Origin of the sequence: Segatella copri, from assembly GCF_019249655.2 — a bacterium.
In the GTDB taxonomy this organism is placed as follows: domain Bacteria; phylum Bacteroidota; class Bacteroidia; order Bacteroidales; family Bacteroidaceae; genus Prevotella.
This window is the reverse complement of sequence record NZ_CP137557.1, coordinates 2,843,918-2,860,851: the sequence shown is the minus strand read 5'-3', so window position 1 is coordinate 2,860,851 and position 16,934 is coordinate 2,843,918. Positions and strand designations below refer to the sequence as shown.

Below are 16,934 nucleotides of genomic sequence, written 5' to 3'. Positions count from 1 at the left end.
AGCTGTGCCCAAGTTGTAATACGAAAGAAGCCTGTTTAGCAGATTCGCTAAACAGGCTTTCTTATAATGCTTCGTTATCTATAATGCTTCGTCATCCGGCCGCTGAATCTGCGCTGGCGTTTTCAGCTTGGGCAGATGGCGCTTCTTTCTGAGCCATGCAGCTTTGCGCTGCTCGTAATCTTCGCGGTGGCGTTCAAGGAAATTATCTGCCATGATTCTATCAAATAAAATCTATCAAATAAATTCATTCAAATGATGAACTTATTCCTTGAATCGGCTGTAAATCACCTTGATCTGCACTGGGCCCGCTGCTACCTTGTTTCCACTCTTATCCAGGGTGTAATCCTTGTTGGCATCATCCGTAGCCTTGATGAGACGGGTAGAAGAGAGCGACATATCGTGGTTGATCTTGGTAACCACCGTAGAGTTGTTGATGGTGCTCGTCTTCAGCGTCACTGGCACCAGCATCACCTTGTTCCAGTTAGGATGCTCGTTCACCCAGTTGGCATTCTTCTTCTCGCCCTCCAGCTTGGCATTATGCATCTTCGTAACCAGGTTACTGATATTATAGAAGGTATAAGCGTTCTTCCTGCTTGTAGAGGCACTGTAGGATGCCGTATACGAAGAACGGTTGTCCGTGAGCTTGCTCTGCTCGAAGAAGGCATTCAGGCTATCAGCCTCTACCATCAGAATGGTGGAAGGAGCGCTGAACTGATACTTGCTGTCTTCTACATTATTCATTCTAGGGAATGAGATAGAGGCTGTGTTGAGCGTATCCTTCTCGTGACCCTTGATGATGTCTTCCACTGGCAGCGTTACCTCGGTGAAGATTCCGGCAGGCGACTTGATGAAGGTACACTCCTCGTTGCTGGCCAGCGTCTCCAATGTCTTGGTATCGTTGGTAATCTTGTTGAGCTGAAGCACCTCCTCGGTTCCGTCGAAGCGGTTGTAGGTGTAGCCCGAAACAATGCTGTCGTTGCCATGAGAATCCTTCACGGTCTTCTGAATCTTCCAGTAGAGCTGCAGCTCGGTGTTCCAGATGTTGGCCACGTTTCCGATACCGCCGGTGTTCTTGATGTAGAATCCAGGGCATACGTTGTTGAGGAAGCGGTAGTTAGACTTGAAGTACTCCGGATGCTCCACGTAGGTGTTCATGATGTAGGTACCGTAGTTCTTGTAGGTCTTTCCGTCTCTTGCCTTGTAAGGCCCGTTGAGATAGATTCTGAACGCCATGGTAGAGCCCTCGCTCAGGTTGTAGGTGGCGCTGGCGTGGTAGTTGTCCTCGCTAACCCATCCGCCCTTGAAGGCATCATAGTCGGAGTAATATTCCTCGTCTTCCGTCATCGGCTTGCTCATCTCGTATGCCGTCACCTTCATGGGTGCCAGCGAATCGCCGTAGATGGTTTTGTAGGAAACCAGCAGGAAGCAGGAGTCTGCCTCGATGTTTCCATTGTGTGCATTGCGGATATACTCCAGTGTGTCGAGAGAGAACGATGACAACACGCCAAACTGGGTCATATAGTCGCCGGTGACGTAGGTCCCCGTCTCTGGGTCTTTCACCATGCCTATCATACCCGTATTGTTTCGGCTCAAAACCGGTCCTGAGACTACCGAGCGGGATGTTACGTTGAACACCTTCTGCTGGATAGAGAGGTTGTCCACCTCGTTGGTGACGGACGAACCGATGTTGTCAGTCGTGTCATCGCAGGCGGTGATAGCCATGGCTGCGATGAATAACGCTGTAAATAGTCTTAAAATCTTCATTATCCTTGAAATGTGAATCTATGGTTTCGAGGTATTATTCCTCATCCGGGAACACCTCGTTGATGAATGTCTTGTAGGCATCTGCAAAGTCATCACCTGGATAGTTGAGCACAGGCTTGTTCTTTTCCCCGGCATATTCGAGGAGTTTGACGCCTGCACCGTCTTCACCCTGGATGACACCGTCGCTATAATCGATGGCCATCTTGCCCAGCTCCGTGAAGTCGAAATTCTCCTTGTAGTCGGCGAGCAGTTCTGCCTTGGCATCGCGATAGTCCACGCACTGCTTGAAGTTGGTTCCCAGTTCGGCCTTCAGCTCGTTGGTATAGAGTGAGAGGATTACCTTCGAGTTTGCGAATGAAGGCTCTTCAGCGTATGCGGTCTTGATATAGAAAGGCACCACGGCGCTCACCCATCCCTGGCATACGATGACATCTGGCTGCCAGCGAAGCTTCTTCACTGTTTCCAAAACGCCACGTGCGAAGAAGATGGCTCTCTCGCCGTTGTCTGCATATTCCACTCCCTGTTCATCGGCTGCCATCTGTCGGCGGTTGAAGTAATCTTCGTTGTCGATGAAATAAATCTGCTGTCGTGTTGTTGGTATAGATGCTACCTTGATGATCAGCGGATGGTCTGTATCATCAATGATGAGGTTCATACCAGACAGGCGAATAACCTCGTGCAGCTGGCCGCGACGCTCGTTGATGGTGCCCCATTTAGGCATAAAGGTGCGAATCTCAAAACCTGCTTCCTGCATCTTCTGAGGTAATTCGCGTCCCATGATGGACATGTGGGTCTCGGCTACGTATGGGTCGATCTCCTGATTGATAAATAATACTTTCTTTGCCATAAAATTTAAATTTTATTCTTACGAATTAGGTGCAAAGGTACAAAAAAATATCCGAAAAGTGGCATTTTTGCTCTGAAATTCAATAATTTCGGCAATAATTCGCATATTTTTAGGTTTTTTCTTTCTTATTTGAGAAAAAAGTTGTTATTTTGCACCCCGTAACAGATTAAGAAGATGAAAGTATTCAATAAGATTGTTGACCTCCAGAGCGAACTTGACCAGTGTCGCAAGGAGGGAAAGGAGATTGGCCTTGTGCCTACAATGGGTGCGCTTCACGAGGGTCACGCCTCGTTGGTGAAGCGAAGTGTGAAGGAAAATGGTGCTACGGTGGTTTCGGTGTTCCTGAACCCTACGCAGTTTAACGACAAGGGTGACCTGGACCGCTATCCTCGTACCCTGGATGCCGACTGCAAGCTGGTGGAGGCGTGTGGTGCCGACTATGTGTTTGCGCCTTCGGTGGAGGAGGTGTATCCTACTCCTGATACCCGTCATTTTGAGTTTCCACCGGTGAGCACGGTGATGGAGGGTGCCAAGCGCCCGGGTCACTTCAACGGTGTGTGCCAGGTGGTGAGCCGCCTGTTTGACATCGTTAACCCAACCCGTGCCTATTTCGGCGAGAAGGACTGGCAGCAGATTGCGGTGATCAAGCAGCTGGTGAAGTTCATGGGCAGCAGCGTGAAGATTGTGGAGTGCCCTATCATCCGCGATGAGGACGGCTTGGCAAAGAGTAGCCGCAACACTTTGCTGGCTGCTGACGAGCGTGCCATTGCTCCTGCTATCTTCAAGGCTTTGAAGGCGAGCGTGGAGTATGCCAAGAATCACAGTGTGAAGGAGACTCACGACAAGGTGGTGAACGAAATCAACGCCGTGGACGGACTGGAGGTGGAGTATTTCCAGATTGTGGATGGCGACAGCCTGCAGGATGTGGCTTCATGGGATGAGAGTGATTATGTGGTAGGTTGCATCACCGTTTACTGCGGCAAGACTCCTATCCGCCTGATTGACCATATCAAGTATAAAGGATAAAATATAGTATTATTATAGTGTTATTATAGTATTATGCAGATTGAAGTATTGAAGAGTAAGCTCCATTGTGTGACTGTGACTGAGGCGAATCTGAACTACATGGGCAGCATCACGATAGATGAGGACTTGATGGACGCAGCTAATCTGATAGCAGGCGAGAAGGTGCAGATTGTGGATAACAACAATGGTGAGCGCCTGGAGACCTATATCATCAAGGGTGAGCGTGGCAGCGGCTGCATCTGTCTGAACGGTGCTGCGGCACGCAAGGTTCAGGTGGGTGACACGGTGATTATCATCGCCTATGCCCTGATGGACTTTGAGGAGGCAAAGACCTTCAAGCCTACCGTGGTTTTCCCAAAAGAGGGAAACAAGGTATAGGATTCTATTCAATGGAAAATGATAGAAGGTGTGGCAGAAGTGAATATCTCGCTTCTGGCACACCTTCTTTTATGTCACGCAGATTTTTATGTTTTAGTCGCCGCAGATTTCGCAGGATGCACGCTTCTTCACCTTGATGGTGCGGAAGTTCATCGTCTTGGCATCGAAGGTGAGCAGTCGGTCGGTGAGCAGTTCGCCTACACCGAGGAAGTACTTCAATGCCTCGGCAGCCTGAATGGTTCCGAGCATACCGGCGATGGCTCCCAGAACGCCTGCCTGGCTACTGGTAGGAACAGTGCCTGCTGGAGGTGGTTCCTTGAAGAAGCAACGGTAACATGCCGTGCCTGGCAGGTGGGTAAAGGTCTGGCCCTGGAATCTCAGGATGCCGCCATGCGAGAATGCCTTGCCCAAGCGCACACAGGCATCATTGATGAGGAACTTCGCAGGGAAGTTGTCTGTGGCATCGATGATGAAATCCCATGGCTTGATGATTTCCTCGGCATTGTCTGAGGCGAGGAAAGTATGATATGTTGTCACCTCCACATCAGGATTGATGGCAATCATCTTCTCCTTGGCACTTTCCACCTTAGGAGTGTTCAAGTCCTTGGTCTGGTGGATGACCTGGCGTTGCAGGTTACTGAGGTCAACCACATCGGCGTCCACGATACCGATATGTCCCACGCCAGCCGCAGCGAGGTAGAGGGCTACTGGGGAACCCAAGCCTCCGGCACCAATGATGAGCACCTTGGCATTGAGGAGCTTTTCCTGTCCCTCGAGTCCTACATCCTGAAGGAGGATGTGGCGGCTGTATCTTTCAATCTGTTCTTCTGTTAAATCTATCATTTTATTGTACTTTATGTCTTTTTTCTTTGGTAAAAAAATACTTTGTATAGCAGTTTATGCTCATACAGCAGTATAGAAAAAGGTCGCAAACTATCGTAGCTTGCGACCTTTGATATTCTTTATAAATTCCCGAATCATAAATTCCCGAATCAGGAAGTATAATTCTCAAATTACTCGATAACCACGAGCGCATCCTCTTCGAGTACAGCCTGACCAGGCTTTACGCAGATAGCTGTAACCTTGCCATCCTTCTCAGCCTCGATGTTGTTCTGCATCTTCATAGCCTCGAGAACGACAACAGTGTCACCTGCCTTCACCTCCAGACCAACTGCTACCTCGATGCTGGTGATAGTACCAGGGAGAGGAGCCTTCACAGCGTTGGCTGTGTTTACGTTGGCAGCTGGAGTAGCCTCAGCATCATCAGATGCAGCGGCAGGCTGACCGAGCACTACCTTCTTCTTCTCTGGCTCAGCCTCCTGTTCCATCTCAACCTTGTAAGCTTCGCCATTCACGTTCACGCTTGCGATGTTACCCTCAACACCGTCAATCTGAACCTTATACTCTTTTCCGTCAATTGTATATTTAAACTCTTTCATTTCTATATCTTTATGGTTTAGCTGTTAAACTCAAGAACTTGGCGTTCCACATCGTCTGACGTGGCTTGATAGTGATGATGCCAGGCTCCTTGTCGTGTACGTTATTGCCCTGGTACTCATAGAGTGCCATGGCAATCGCAGCATAAATATTCTTATCCATTTATTCTAATGTTTAATTATATCATTACATTGGCATACAGCCATGCTTCTTAGCTGGCAAGTTCTGACGCTTGGTTGCGAGCTGAGCCAAACCACGGCAGATGCGGAAACGGGTGTTACGTGGCTCGATAACGTCATCAATGTAACCATACTGAGCTGCCTGATATGGATTAGCAAACTTGTCTGTATACTCCTGCTCCTTCTCTGCCAGGAATGCCTTTACATCCTCGCCAGCTTCCTTCTTAGCCTTAGCTTCCTTACCACAGAGAACGGCAACGGCACCGCTGGCACCCATTACGGCAATCTCTGAAGATGGCCAAGCGAAGTTCAAGTCGGCACGCAACTGCTTGCAACCCATCACGATGTGGCTACCACCATAGCTCTTACGCAATGTGATAGTAATCTTTGGCACGGTAGCCTCGCCGTAAGCGTAGAGCAACTGTGCACCGTGAAGGATGACAGCATTGTACTCCTGACCTGTACCTGGCAAGAATCCTGGTACGTCAACGAGAGATACGATAGGAATATTGAAGGCATCGCAGAAACGGACGAAGCGGGCTGCCTTGCGGCTAGCGTTTACATCGAGTACACCTGCGTAAGCTGCTGGCTGGTTGGCTACGATACCAACGCTCTGACCATTGAAGCGGGCGAAACCTGTGATGATGTTCTTGGCGAACTTAGGCTGAACCTCGAAGAACTCACCGTTATCGGTTACGGCGCCGATTACCTTATACATATCGTATGCCTGGTTAGGATCCTCAGGGATAATCTCGTTCAGAGAGTCGTCCATACGGTCGATAGGGTCTGTGCACTCTACGCGTGGAGCCTCTTCTGTATTGTTGCTAGGGATGAAAGAGAGCAGGCTCTTGATCATCTCGATAGCCTCTTCCTCTGTCTTAGCAGCGAAGTGGGTTACACCACTCTTGGTTGCGTGAACAGATGCACCACCAAGGTGCTCTGCATCGATATCCTCACCAGTTACGGTCTTAACCACCTTAGGACCAGTCAGGAACATGTAAGAAGTCTGCTCCTTCATGATGATGAAGTCGGTCAAACCTGGAGAGTAAACTGCACCACCGGCGCAAGGGCCCATGATAGCAGAAATCTGTGGGATGACACCAGAAGCGAGGATGTTGCGCTCGAAGATCTCACCATAGCCGGCAAGAGCGCAGATACCTTCCTGAATACGAGCACCGCCTGAGTCGTTCATGCAGATTACAGGTGCACCCATGGTCATAGCCATATCCATCACCTTGCAGATCTTCTGTGCCATTGTCTCAGAGAGTGAACCACCGTTTACGGTGAAGTCCTGAGCATATACGTAAACCAGGCGGCCTGCTATAGTAGCGCTACCAGCTACCACACCATCACCGAGGTACTGCTTCTTCTCCATGCCGAAGTTAGTGCAACGGTGCAACTTGAACATGTCATACTCCTCGAAGCTACCAGCGTCAACCAACATTTCGATACGCTCACGAGCGGTATATTTGCCACGTGCATGCTGCTTCTCGATGGCCTTCTCGCCACCGCCAAGACGAGCCTGTTCGCGCTTAGCGATCAGCTCCTTAATCTTTTCTACTTGTTTACTCATAATTGATTATTATGTATTATTTTCTTATTCTTTTAGAATGATATTCTGAATATATGGGGTGATGGAGCGAACCAACATCGCATAATTCGGGCGCAAAGATACGAAAAAAACCGCAGATAGCGAACTATCTACGGTTAAATATTTAGAATAATGTGAAAAATCACTATTTTCGGGTTCTAAATCTCCCGGCTTTCAGCTATATGTTCTCCGTTTCTGGCTTTGCGCTCTCCGTTTCTGGCTATGCGCTCTCAGTTTCCGGGTCCTTACTTATCAGAATTCTATCAGTACTCGTGCATTGAGCTGTCGACCCGTTAAGTAATTAGGCACGGCATACTGCTGGTTGGTTACATCCGTTACCCAGTAGTAGCTGTTCACATTGTCGATGCCGAAGAGGTTGAGGCAATCCACACCGAGCATCACGCTCTTGAGGAACGTCTTCTTCTCGTGGTGCTTGTTGTCGAGCAGATGATAGCTCATTCCGATATCGGCACGGCGATAGGCGGAAGCACGGAAACTGTTGGTTTCCAATTCTCTATGTGGAGCTGCAAAAGGCAAACCGTCGGCGAAGGCGAGCTTCAGCGACATCTGCCATTTCTTGCTTCCAGGGAAATAGTCGGTGAAATAGAGATTCACCGCATATCGCTGGTCGGTAGGCAATGGGATGCTCTTGCCATTGAGCTTCATCTTCGTATTCATCAGCGAGAGACTGATCCAGGAATCTGTGCCCGGTACAAACTCGCCATAGAGCTTGAAGTCCAAGCCTGCCGCATGGCCGCTACACTCGTTCTGACCATAGTAAACCACCTTCACATTGCTTACGGAGTAAGGCACCAGGTTGTTCAAAGCCTTGTAATATGCCTCAGCCGAGAACTTATATCGCTGGTTGTTCAGCGAGAAGCGATGGTCGTAGCCGGCAATGAAGTGGATGCTTCGCTGACTCTTGATCTTCTGGTTGAGCGTTGCCACGGTGATGCCGTTGACGGTGGATGTATCTCTAAGTTCCTTGAAGAATGGAGCCTGATAGTAGAGGCCTGCCGCAAAGCGGAGCGTGGTATTCTCGTGGTAAGCCGGAATGATGGCGAGGGAGACACGAGGACTGAAGATGGTTTCCTGATTGAAGTTCCAGTGGCTCATGCGCACACCATAGTTCAGGGTGTAGTGGGTCTGACCATGTCCCGTGCTGTCGGCTGCGCCACTCGCAAAGCGGTAGGTGTCTTGAATGTAGGTCTCTATACGGTTGGCATTCAGCTCGTTTCTGGCCTTCATCGAATAAACCATGTAGAGGTCCTTGCCGTTGTGCGGAATGCTGTATCCTGCGGAATCTCTCATCTCGTATTCGATGGAGTTCTCTTCGATATGCTCTCGCTTGAAGGTGAAGGCTGCCTCTACATCATGCTTCTTTGCCTTGTGCTTCAGCATCAGCTTGCCGCTCATCACTCGGGCTGAGAGATAGTTGCGGGCATGTTCAAAATAGGTTCCTACACCCAGGTTCTCCGAAGTTTCGGTCTGATCGAGCCAATACTGTCCCTGAATATCATATTTCTCCTGCTCCTTGGTGTAGAAAGCGCTACCCAGCAGCGAGATGCTAGTGTTGTCGGTGATGTTGCGGGTGATGCCGAGGGTTCCGAAGTAGGTGAGGAATCGGTCTTTTTCCTGTCCGTCGAAGAACACCTTGAAGCTCTTCACGTTCTCCATCGTTCCGAAAGTGGTCTCACGGTCGGATGGCTCGAAGTTGTAATGATTATCCGAGATGTATCCAATGAAGTCCAGTTTCCAGCGCTTGTTGGGCTGATAGCTCAGATAAGTCTGGTAATCGAGATAGTTTGGTTTATACTCGCCCTTGGTCTCCATGGTGCCCAGGAGATAGGAGGTGGTCTTGTATCTTACGCTGTTGAGCCATGACAGTTTCTGGGTTCCCAGCCCCACGTAGGCATCGGCTCCCAGCAGACTGGCTGCTGCGCTTCCTTCCACCACCGGTTTCTTGCCCTTCGCCTTCAGGGTCTTATAGGTGATATCGAGTGCCGAACTCATCTTGTCGCCATATTTCGCCCCATAGCCTCCGGTGGAGAAGCCAATCTTATCAACCATATAAGGGTTGATGACGGAGAGACCTTCCTGCTGACCGCTTCTGACGAGGAACGGGCGATAGACTTCCACATTATTTATATATACGGAATTTTCGTCGAAGGCACCGCCACGTACGTTGTATTGCGAGGAAAGTTCGCTGTGGGTACTTACGCCTGCCTGTTGCTGGATGATACCCTCCACGGTGTTTCCGCTAGCCGAAGGAGCCATCTTGATATCCTTGATCTTGATTTCCTGGGTCTGGTCGGTCTGGATTTTCTCGCCTGTTACGTTCACCTCGCCGAGCATGGTGGCATCGGCATGGAGCACTATCTGCAGGGTCTGCTTGCCGCGCGGGCGTCGCAGAACTCTCGTTTTCGACTTGTATCCAATCATGGAGAATTTAACTGCCACGCTGTCAGCCGAGTGTAGCCTCATGCTGAACTCTCCCTTCAGGGAGGTGAAAGCCACCTTCCCCTGGCTCAATACCGAGACGGTAACGAGTTCCACAGGGTTGTTGTCATCGTCCATGACTCTACCTTGCAGCGTAAATTCCTGTGCCATCATCTTCAGGGTGGCAAGCAGGCATATTGTAAAAATGATGATTCTCTGTTTCATACCTTATTAAACGCAGAAACGGGCGATTTATTATAAATGCTGGCTAAAGTTCAATAAAAAACCCTTAAGGAAAACAAATTGATTCCTTAAGGGCTCCTATTTGATTTTTAATGTGATATTACTTGTTCATAGCGAAGTACAAGCCGCCGTTCATGGCCATGCGAACCTGGTAGAGACCATATTCATCGGCAGAAACGTTCATCTTCTCGCCGCTAGGCAAGCAAGCCTGGATGCTGCCATCCTCGTTGAAACTGAAGAGTTCACGGATGTCGCCATCCTTGCTGTATGACCAGCTCTTGTTCTTCTTGTCGAATACAAAGTATGATTTCTCGCCTTCTGGGTCGGTAATCTCGTAACCGTTCTTCAAGGTCTTGATGGCATAGAGTCTGCCGTCCTTGCCGGTTACGTTCTTGGTCTTGCCCACGTTGGCTACCACCTTGTCGCCTGTCCAGAACTCGATAGTATTGAGTACAAACAAGTCGGCTACCGAGCATACTGCGTAGGCAGGAGAGATAACCAGGAAGATCAATTCGTTGATGAACTTGTTGTCAGTTGCACCCTTGTTCCAGTCGAGCACTTTGTTGGTCAAACCGAAAGAACCGATGCAGGAACTCAAAGTCATGGCGCCTAATGAGACTGCGATGACTGCATTAACCATAAATTTCTTCATTATTCTAATTGTTTAGAGGTTATAAAAAATAGGCTTGCATGCCAAATAATACAAGCATACAAGCCCATGTACTATTTTATTCTGGATGTATAGCCGTTCAAGCTGGTAGAGGCTGGCTTGTTCTGGCCAGTCTGATAGCGCAATGCTGTGTCGGCTTACTTGGCTGATTCGAATTCGCGCAGGAAGCGGGTATCGTTCTCCGAGAAGAGACGAAGGTCGCTCACGCGATACTTCAGGTTAGTGATACGCTCTACGCCCATACCGAAGGCATAGCCTGTATAGACATTGCTGTCGATGCCGCAAGCCTCCAGATCGTGAGGGTCAACCATACCGCAGCCCAAGATTTCAACCCATCCTGTGTGCTTGCAGAAGTTACATCCCTTACCGCCACAGATGTTGCAGGAGATATCCATCTCGGCACTAGGCTCTGTGAATGGGAAGTAGCTAGGACGCAGGCGGATCTTGGTATCAGCACCAAACATCTCGCGGGCGAAGGTAAGGAGCACCTGCTTCAGGTCGGTGAAGCTTACGTTCTTATCTACATAGAGACCCTCCACCTGGTGGAAGAAGCAGTGGGCACGGGCACTGATGGCCTCGTTGCGGTATACTCGTCCTGGGCAGAGCACACGGATAGGTGGCTCGTGGGTTTCCATATAGTGAGCCTCGTCGTTGGAAGTATGGCTACGGAGAATCACATTCTTGGTAACGTCGTCAGAATTGGTCTTCTCTACAAAGAAGGTATCCTGCATGTCGCGGGCTGGATGGTCGGCAGCGAAGTTAAGCATGGTAAACACGTGCTTGTCGTCATCTACCTCAGGACCCTGGAACAGAGTAAAGCCCATGCGGCCGAAGATGTCGATAATCTGGTTCTTGACTACAGTCAGTGGGTGGCGTGTACCGAGAGCCACTGGGTAAGCAGTGCGGGTCAGGTCGATATCATCGCTAGATGACTCGGCTTCTTCCATCTGCTCCTTCAATCCGTTGATCTTGGCAAGTGCTGCCTGCTTCAATTCGTTGATTTTGATACCCACCTCTTTTTTCTGGTCGCCTGGCACATTGCGGAAGTCGACCATGAGGGCGTTGATCTCACCCTTCTTGCTGAGATACTTGATGCGAAGCTGCTCTACCTCCTCAGCGTTCTGGGCTGTGAGGGCATCCACTTCCTTCAAGAGTTCTTCAATTTTCTCTAATAACATATCTTATTAAATTGTCTGTTTACAAATTTGTTGAATTGTCTGTTTGCAAATGAAAAAGCGGGTGATTTGCGTGCCTTTGGGCTTGCAAAACTCACTTATTTGCTTATTTTGAGTGCAAAGATAACATTTTTTGCTTAAAATATGAAATATCTCAAAAGAAAGTTGTACTTTTGCATGGAAAATTTGAGAAATTTTATAAGTTTATGAAGAAACTATCTTTGATAACAGTCATGATGGCGGTGTTTACCATCGTTTGCTTCACCTCTGTGGGATGCACAGACAAGAAGCCGGCACCTGCCATCGATTCGACTGCGGCTGATACAACCGTGGCCGACACACAAGCTATGGACTCAACGGAGAAGATCATCGAGGAGACTCCGATGCCGAAGGCAGCCGATGAGTTGTTTGATGATTTCGTGTTCAATTTTGCGGCAAACCGTAAGTTGCAGATGAGTCGTATCAATTTCCCTCTTCCTGTTTATCACAACGACAAGCTGAAGAAGCAGATTGAGAAGAAACATTGGAGGATGGAGCATTTCTTTATGCGCCAGGACTACTACACGCTCATCTTCGACAACCGCAGGCAGATGAATCTGGTGAAGGATACCACCATCGACCATGTGATTGTAGAGAAGGTGTTCTATCGCAAGAAAGTGGTGCAGCAGTTCCTCTTCAATCGCATCAACGGTCTCTGGATGATGACCAGCATCAACTACAAGCCGATGTATCAGAATATGAATGCCAGCTTCCTGAAGTTCTATGGCGCCTTTGCCACTGATACGGCTTTCCAGGCACGCCATCTGCATAATCCAGTGAAATTCACCGGTCCTGATCCTGATGATGATTTCAGTACGATGACCGGTGACATCGAGCCGGAGACTTGGCCAGCCTTTGCACCGCAGTTGCCTCATGGCATGATTTACAACATCATCTATGGTCAGAAATACACCGAAAGCAGCCAGAAAATCTTCGTGATTCGAGGCATTGCCAATGGGCTGGAGACCCAGCTTACCTTCAAGAGAATAGGTGGCAAGTGGCAACTGATGAAGCTGGAGATGTAGTTCTTTTAAAGTTGATAGTTAAAAGTTAATAGTTGATAGATTAAAGTTGATAGTTAACAGTTAATAGTTTAACCAGATATGAAGGATATTCGTGACTATAGCCTTTTGGCTCACAATACGTTTGGAATTGATGCCAAGTGCAGGAGATTCCTTGAATACTCATCGGTAGAAGAGGCGCAGCAGATTGTGGCTGCACTTACCGATGCCGATAAGCCGCTGCTCATCTTGGGTGGCGGCAGTAATCTCTTGCTTACAGGCGATTACGCGGGCACGGTGCTCCATTCTTCCATCATGGGTATCGAGGTGCTTGGTAATGGCGAATTGGCTGCTGCTGAGCATGATGATGCCTTGCTGAATCCGGAGTTCGTGTTCCTGCGTTGCGGCAGTGGCGAGGTGTTCGACGATGTGGTGGCTTACGCCGTGGAGCATGGCTATCATGGTGCCGAGAACCTGAGCATCATTCCGGGCGAAGTGGGAGCGAGTGCCGTGCAGAACATCGGAGCCTATGGCGTGGAAGCGAAGGATATTATATATAAGGTGGAAGCCGTGGAGATTGCTACGGGCAGGGTAGTTGTGTTCGATAACCAGGATTGCCATTACTGCTATCGCCAGAGCAAGTTCAAGCACGAGTGGAAGGATAAGTATCTGGTTACCCATGTCGTCTATCGACTTTCCCGGAGCTTTGTGCCTGATCTGGATTACGGCAATATCCGTGCATCCCTGGCTGCCAAGCATATCGAGAATCCTACAGCCCAGCAGCTTCGTGACGTCATCATTGAGATTCGCAACGCCAAGTTGCCAGACCCTAAGGTGCAGGGCAATGCGGGCAGCTTCTTCATGAATCCTATCGTGGAGAAGGCAAAGTTTGAGGAGCTGGCTGCGCAATATCCGGGCATGCCTCATTATACCATTGATGGGGAACACGAGAAGATTCCTGCAGGCTGGATGATTGACCAGTGTGGCTGGAAGGGAAAGAGCCTGGGCCGTGCCGGAGTGCACGATAAGCAAGCGCTGGTACTGGTGAATCGTGGTGGTGCCACGGGCGGGGAAATCGTGAACCTCTGCGAAACTATCCGCAAGGATGTGAAGCAGAAGTTTGGCATCGATATTCATCCGGAGGTAAATGTTAAGTGAAAAGTGAAGAACGAAGAGTGAAGAACGAAGAGTTAAGAACGAAGAGTTAAGAATTCGCGGTTTTTCAGATAAAGATTTGAATATTAATGAAGGTAACTTTATTGGGAACAGGAACATCGAGTGGTGTTCCTGTTTTAGGTTGTAATTGTGAGGTGTGTCGCAGCAAGGATCCGCGCGACAACCGCTTGCGCTGTGCAGCGTTGATAGAAACGGAGAATACCCGAATCCTGATAGATGCGGGACCTGATATCCGCCAGCAGCTCCTGCGTGTGCCTTTCCGCAAGATAGATGGTGTGCTGATTACTCATATCCATTATGATCACGTAGGAGGCATAGATGATTTGCGCGGTTTCTGCATATTTGGTGATATCAATATCTATGGAGATAAGCTGGTAACGGATTCCCTGCCGCATACCATGCCCTACTGTTTTCCGAAGGAAGCCGAGAAACTCTATCCGGGCGCACCGAAACTGAAGCTACATACCATCAATCCGCATGATACCTATCAGATAGGCGACATCGAGTTCATGCCTATCCGGGTGATGCACGACAAGATGCCTATTCTGGGCTACCGTTTCGGAAAGTTTGCCTATATCACGGATATGAAGTCGATGGACGATGCTGAGTACGCCTATCTGGATGGGGTAGAGACTCTGGTGATCAATGCCCTTAGATTCGATAAGCCGCACCATAGCCATCAGTTGGTAGCTGATGCCATCAAGGTGGCTCGCAGGATAGGGGCTAGGCAAACCTATCTCACCCATGTTACCCATCAGATAGGCTTGCATGATGCAGCCAATGCCCGATTGCCCGAAGGGTTCCAATTTGCCTATGATGGATTGATACTTTGATAAAAATATAACATTGTGGCTTTTCTTATTCCTGTCTTTAGGATAAGAAAAGCCTTTGTTTTATGGCGAAAAATAAAAAAGCACTACATTTATAGTTAATAAGAATTAAAAGAGTGTACTTTTCTTAGAAAAAGCTTGCAGGGTTCGTATATTATTTCTATATTTGCATGTGTGTTTTTCATAGTATTAGATTTAAGGTTAACAAGGTAATGGGTCACGGCGGTGACCCTTTTTTTATTTCTACCCCTTTGTATGGGCATTTTTCTCCCTTCGGTAAATGCATTTTTCTCCCTTCAGTAAATAAAGTATGGGCATAAAAAATGCGGCCTTTCGAGCCGCACTTCTTATTATAGAGTTCCCTCATTTCCGCTTTGGGATATTTGGAATCTTATTTCTTTCTTTTGAATTTCCGATAGAGCTTCCATGCCAGAAGCGCTCCATCGAAAGCACCCGTTCCAACGGAAATCATGCTTGCTATTCTTCTGCCCCTGCTGGCTTCCTTCGAGAAAGCGTCAGGTTTGGTGAAGAGCGAGTTCCATAGGGTCTTGATCTTCTTGTCGTCAGCCTCAATGCTCTTGCGGAGCGCCTCCTTGCGCAGTCTGATGTCGTTGAGGCTCCTGTACTCGATGCAGCTATCGCCGTCATTCATGCACAGCTCGTCGTTGTCTTGCTCTTTAGTCATCATAATGCTCAGGTATTATTTTTGCATGAGGAGGCTGGCCAGGAATTTCACCAGCGGTTTCTCGATCCATTGATGTCGGAACAGGATGAAGAGAACCAATATCAATAAGTATGCTCCCGCCACGATGCAGAATGCAGGTGCCAAGCCCACATAGTCGGCCAGGGCGAATGCGGCAGCAAACGAAAGATATATCATTGATATGGCAAGCAGGGTGAACAGCAGAAAGCAGATGGCAATTGCCGTAATCAACCTGACCACCTTATCCACGACATCAAGCTTCATGTACTCCGACTGAAGCCCGATGTAATGCTTGAGCACCTCTACGAGCTGCCCGATGGTTTCTACATTCTTGTCACTAGAAAACATCCTTATCGCCTGATAAAGTTAATTTCTTGCTGTTATACCTCAGGAGCAGCTTCCTTGATGTCGTCAACCAAGTCTTCCACTTCCTTGCGGCTCAACTTGATATCGTGCTTCTTGCAAAAATCATCCACTGCGCCAGCAATCTTGCTGCGTGTATCTGCGCCCTTCTCAGGAGCAAAAATCAAACCAAGTGCTGTACCTGCGAGTGCACCACCGAGGAATGCACCAATGTAACCTAATGCCTTCATAATTCTTAAGTTTTAAATGTTATACAATTATATAGCTGTTGATAGCCGAAATGCGCCTCGACACCCCAGGGGCATCTGTTGTGCGTGTTTTGCTTATCAACTGCAAATATACTAATATTTCTCCAAAAAACAAGTTTTTAACTCTTAATTTTTCGTTAAAAGTGTTGTTTTACCTTGAGTTTAACAAACTTTATGCAGTAAACCTTTCTTTCTTAGCAAAATATTTTGTATTTTCGCAGAACAAAAGCGAACTATGCCTGTATAACCAGTAAAAAAGTGCAGCGTAGGCGCTATATATAATAAGGTGAATTAATTAATATAACATTTAAACATCAATACATTTTTTAAAACAATTATGAAGAAATTATCAGTTTTCAGCTTAGGATTGTGTGCTGTATTGGCACTCGCTAGTTGTGGATCATCTAAGGAAAGTGCTTACAAGAAGGCATACGAGAAGGCTCAGCAGCAGGAGGCTCAGCAGGAGACTCCAGCTCCAGAACCAGTGGTTACTCCATTGGAGACTACTACTCCTGCAGAGAGCACAACTACAGAGGTTGACAATGCTACAGTACGTCAGGAGAACTTGGACCTCATCTCAGGTTCTGGTCTGCAGAACTACAGCGTTGTTGTAGGTTCTTTCTCACTCAAGGCTAACGCAGAGGGTTTGGCTAGCACATTGAAGAGTGCCGGCTATGATTCTCAGATTGCATACAACAGCGAGCGCAACATGTATCGTGTCATCGCTGCTACATTCGTAGACAAGGCAGGTGCCGTTAAGAGCCGCAACAAGCTCCGCGCAGGCAAGTATCCTGATGCATGGTTGCTCTTGAAGAAGTAATTCTT

19 protein-coding genes are annotated in these 16,934 nt (G+C 48.3%); 6 read left to right on the top strand and 13 right to left on the bottom strand.

The window, feature by feature from the left end; all coding sequences use genetic code 11:
* Positions 1 to 78 precede the first annotated feature (78 nt).
* The 3 genes from KUA49_RS11770 to KUA49_RS11760 are packed head-to-tail and all read right to left on the bottom strand — an operon-like array spanning position 79 to position 2,611.
* Positions 79 to 213, bottom strand: a complete 135-nt coding sequence (locus tag KUA49_RS11770) for a dehydrogenase (protein ID WP_203041494.1) — start codon at positions 211 to 213, stop codon at positions 79 to 81.
* Between the two features lie 48 nt (positions 214 to 261).
* Complete coding sequence (locus KUA49_RS11765) at positions 262 to 1,764, bottom strand: DUF4270 domain-containing protein (protein ID WP_318331610.1); 1,503 nt, start codon at positions 1,762 to 1,764, stop codon at positions 262 to 264.
* Between the two features lie 34 nt (positions 1,765 to 1,798).
* Positions 1,799 to 2,611: a glycogen/starch synthase gene (locus tag KUA49_RS11760; RefSeq protein ID WP_203041492.1), complete on the bottom strand. Its 813-nt coding sequence runs from the start codon at positions 2,609 to 2,611 to the stop codon at positions 1,799 to 1,801.
* Between the two features lie 174 nt (positions 2,612 to 2,785).
* Here KUA49_RS11760 and panC point away from each other — a divergent pair, with 174 nt between their 5' ends.
* The gene (gene panC / locus KUA49_RS11755; RefSeq protein ID WP_203041491.1) at positions 2,786 to 3,637 is read left to right on the top strand and encodes a pantoate--beta-alanine ligase; all 852 of its coding nucleotides are present in this window, start codon (positions 2,786 to 2,788) and stop codon (positions 3,635 to 3,637) included.
* 33 nt (positions 3,638 to 3,670) lie between these two features.
* Positions 3,671 to 4,015 carry an aspartate 1-decarboxylase gene (gene panD, locus KUA49_RS11750; RefSeq protein ID WP_117692769.1) on the top strand — a complete coding sequence of 115 codons (345 nt, stop codon included), beginning with the start codon at positions 3,671 to 3,673 and terminating at the stop codon, positions 4,013 to 4,015.
* 93 nt (positions 4,016 to 4,108) lie between these two features.
* On the opposite strand, the gene KUA49_RS11745 is transcribed toward panD, so the two are convergent.
* The 7 genes from KUA49_RS11745 to pheS form a co-directional block, all read right to left on the bottom strand.
* Complete coding sequence (locus KUA49_RS11745; RefSeq protein WP_367396581.1) at positions 4,109 to 4,855, bottom strand: HesA/MoeB/ThiF family protein; 747 nt, start codon at positions 4,853 to 4,855, stop codon at positions 4,109 to 4,111.
* A 173-nt stretch (positions 4,856 to 5,028) separates the two neighbouring features.
* Positions 5,029 to 5,454, bottom strand: a complete 426-nt coding sequence (locus tag KUA49_RS11740; protein WP_218413058.1) for a biotin/lipoyl-containing protein — start codon at positions 5,452 to 5,454, stop codon at positions 5,029 to 5,031.
* Between the two features lie 10 nt (positions 5,455 to 5,464).
* A complete protein-coding gene (locus KUA49_RS11735) occupies positions 5,465 to 5,614 on the bottom strand; it encodes a hypothetical protein (RefSeq protein ID WP_176425588.1) in 150 nt (49 codons plus the stop codon).
* Positions 5,615 to 5,638: 24 nt separating this feature from the next.
* On the bottom strand, positions 5,639 to 7,204 hold the full coding sequence (locus KUA49_RS11730; RefSeq protein WP_203041488.1) for an acyl-CoA carboxylase subunit beta: 1,566 nt from the start codon (positions 7,202 to 7,204) through the stop codon (positions 5,639 to 5,641).
* Between the two features lie 270 nt (positions 7,205 to 7,474).
* Positions 7,475 to 9,886, bottom strand: a complete 2,412-nt coding sequence (locus KUA49_RS11725) for a carboxypeptidase-like regulatory domain-containing protein (protein ID WP_203051308.1) — start codon at positions 9,884 to 9,886, stop codon at positions 7,475 to 7,477.
* A gap of 118 nt (positions 9,887 to 10,004) precedes the next feature.
* A complete protein-coding gene (locus tag KUA49_RS11720; protein ID WP_203041486.1) occupies positions 10,005 to 10,556 on the bottom strand; it encodes a DUF3332 domain-containing protein in 552 nt (183 codons plus the stop codon).
* A gap of 155 nt (positions 10,557 to 10,711) precedes the next feature.
* Entirely contained in the window at positions 10,712 to 11,752 is a 1,041-nt protein-coding gene (pheS, locus tag KUA49_RS11715; protein ID WP_218413057.1) for a phenylalanine--tRNA ligase subunit alpha, read from the bottom strand.
* Positions 11,753 to 11,955: 203 nt separating this feature from the next.
* On the opposite strand from pheS, the gene KUA49_RS11710 reads away from it, so the two are divergent.
* The 3 genes from KUA49_RS11710 to KUA49_RS11700 all read left to right on the top strand — a co-directional run bounded on the left by KUA49_RS11710 (position 11,956) and on the right by KUA49_RS11700 (position 14,798).
* A complete protein-coding gene (locus tag KUA49_RS11710; RefSeq protein WP_218413056.1) occupies positions 11,956 to 12,813 on the top strand; it encodes a DUF4348 domain-containing protein in 858 nt (285 codons plus the stop codon).
* A gap of 78 nt (positions 12,814 to 12,891) precedes the next feature.
* Positions 12,892 to 13,947 carry a UDP-N-acetylmuramate dehydrogenase gene (gene murB, locus KUA49_RS11705; protein ID WP_218413055.1) on the top strand — a complete coding sequence of 352 codons (1,056 nt, stop codon included), beginning with the start codon at positions 12,892 to 12,894 and terminating at the stop codon, positions 13,945 to 13,947.
* A gap of 86 nt (positions 13,948 to 14,033) precedes the next feature.
* A complete protein-coding gene (locus KUA49_RS11700) occupies positions 14,034 to 14,798 on the top strand; it encodes an MBL fold metallo-hydrolase (RefSeq protein ID WP_218413054.1) in 765 nt (254 codons plus the stop codon).
* Positions 14,799 to 15,186: 388 nt separating this feature from the next.
* Here the strand turns inward: KUA49_RS11700 and KUA49_RS11695 are convergent, their stop codons facing one another.
* Genes KUA49_RS11695 through KUA49_RS11685 form a run of 3 tightly spaced genes read right to left on the bottom strand, consistent with a single transcriptional unit; the run spans position 15,187 to position 16,091 of the window.
* A complete protein-coding gene (locus KUA49_RS11695; protein WP_318331609.1) occupies positions 15,187 to 15,483 on the bottom strand; it encodes a hypothetical protein in 297 nt (98 codons plus the stop codon).
* A gap of 12 nt (positions 15,484 to 15,495) precedes the next feature.
* The gene (locus tag KUA49_RS11690; RefSeq protein WP_217763850.1) at positions 15,496 to 15,846 is read right to left on the bottom strand and encodes a phage holin family protein; all 351 of its coding nucleotides are present in this window, start codon (positions 15,844 to 15,846) and stop codon (positions 15,496 to 15,498) included.
* 32 nt (positions 15,847 to 15,878) lie between these two features.
* Positions 15,879 to 16,091 carry a YtxH domain-containing protein gene (locus KUA49_RS11685; protein WP_203038619.1) on the bottom strand — a complete coding sequence of 71 codons (213 nt, stop codon included), beginning with the start codon at positions 16,089 to 16,091 and terminating at the stop codon, positions 15,879 to 15,881.
* 355 nt (positions 16,092 to 16,446) lie between these two features.
* Between KUA49_RS11685 and KUA49_RS11680 the strand changes: the two genes are divergently transcribed.
* A complete protein-coding gene (locus KUA49_RS11680; RefSeq protein ID WP_203038621.1) occupies positions 16,447 to 16,929 on the top strand; it encodes an SPOR domain-containing protein in 483 nt (160 codons plus the stop codon).
* Positions 16,930 to 16,934 lie beyond the last annotated feature (5 nt).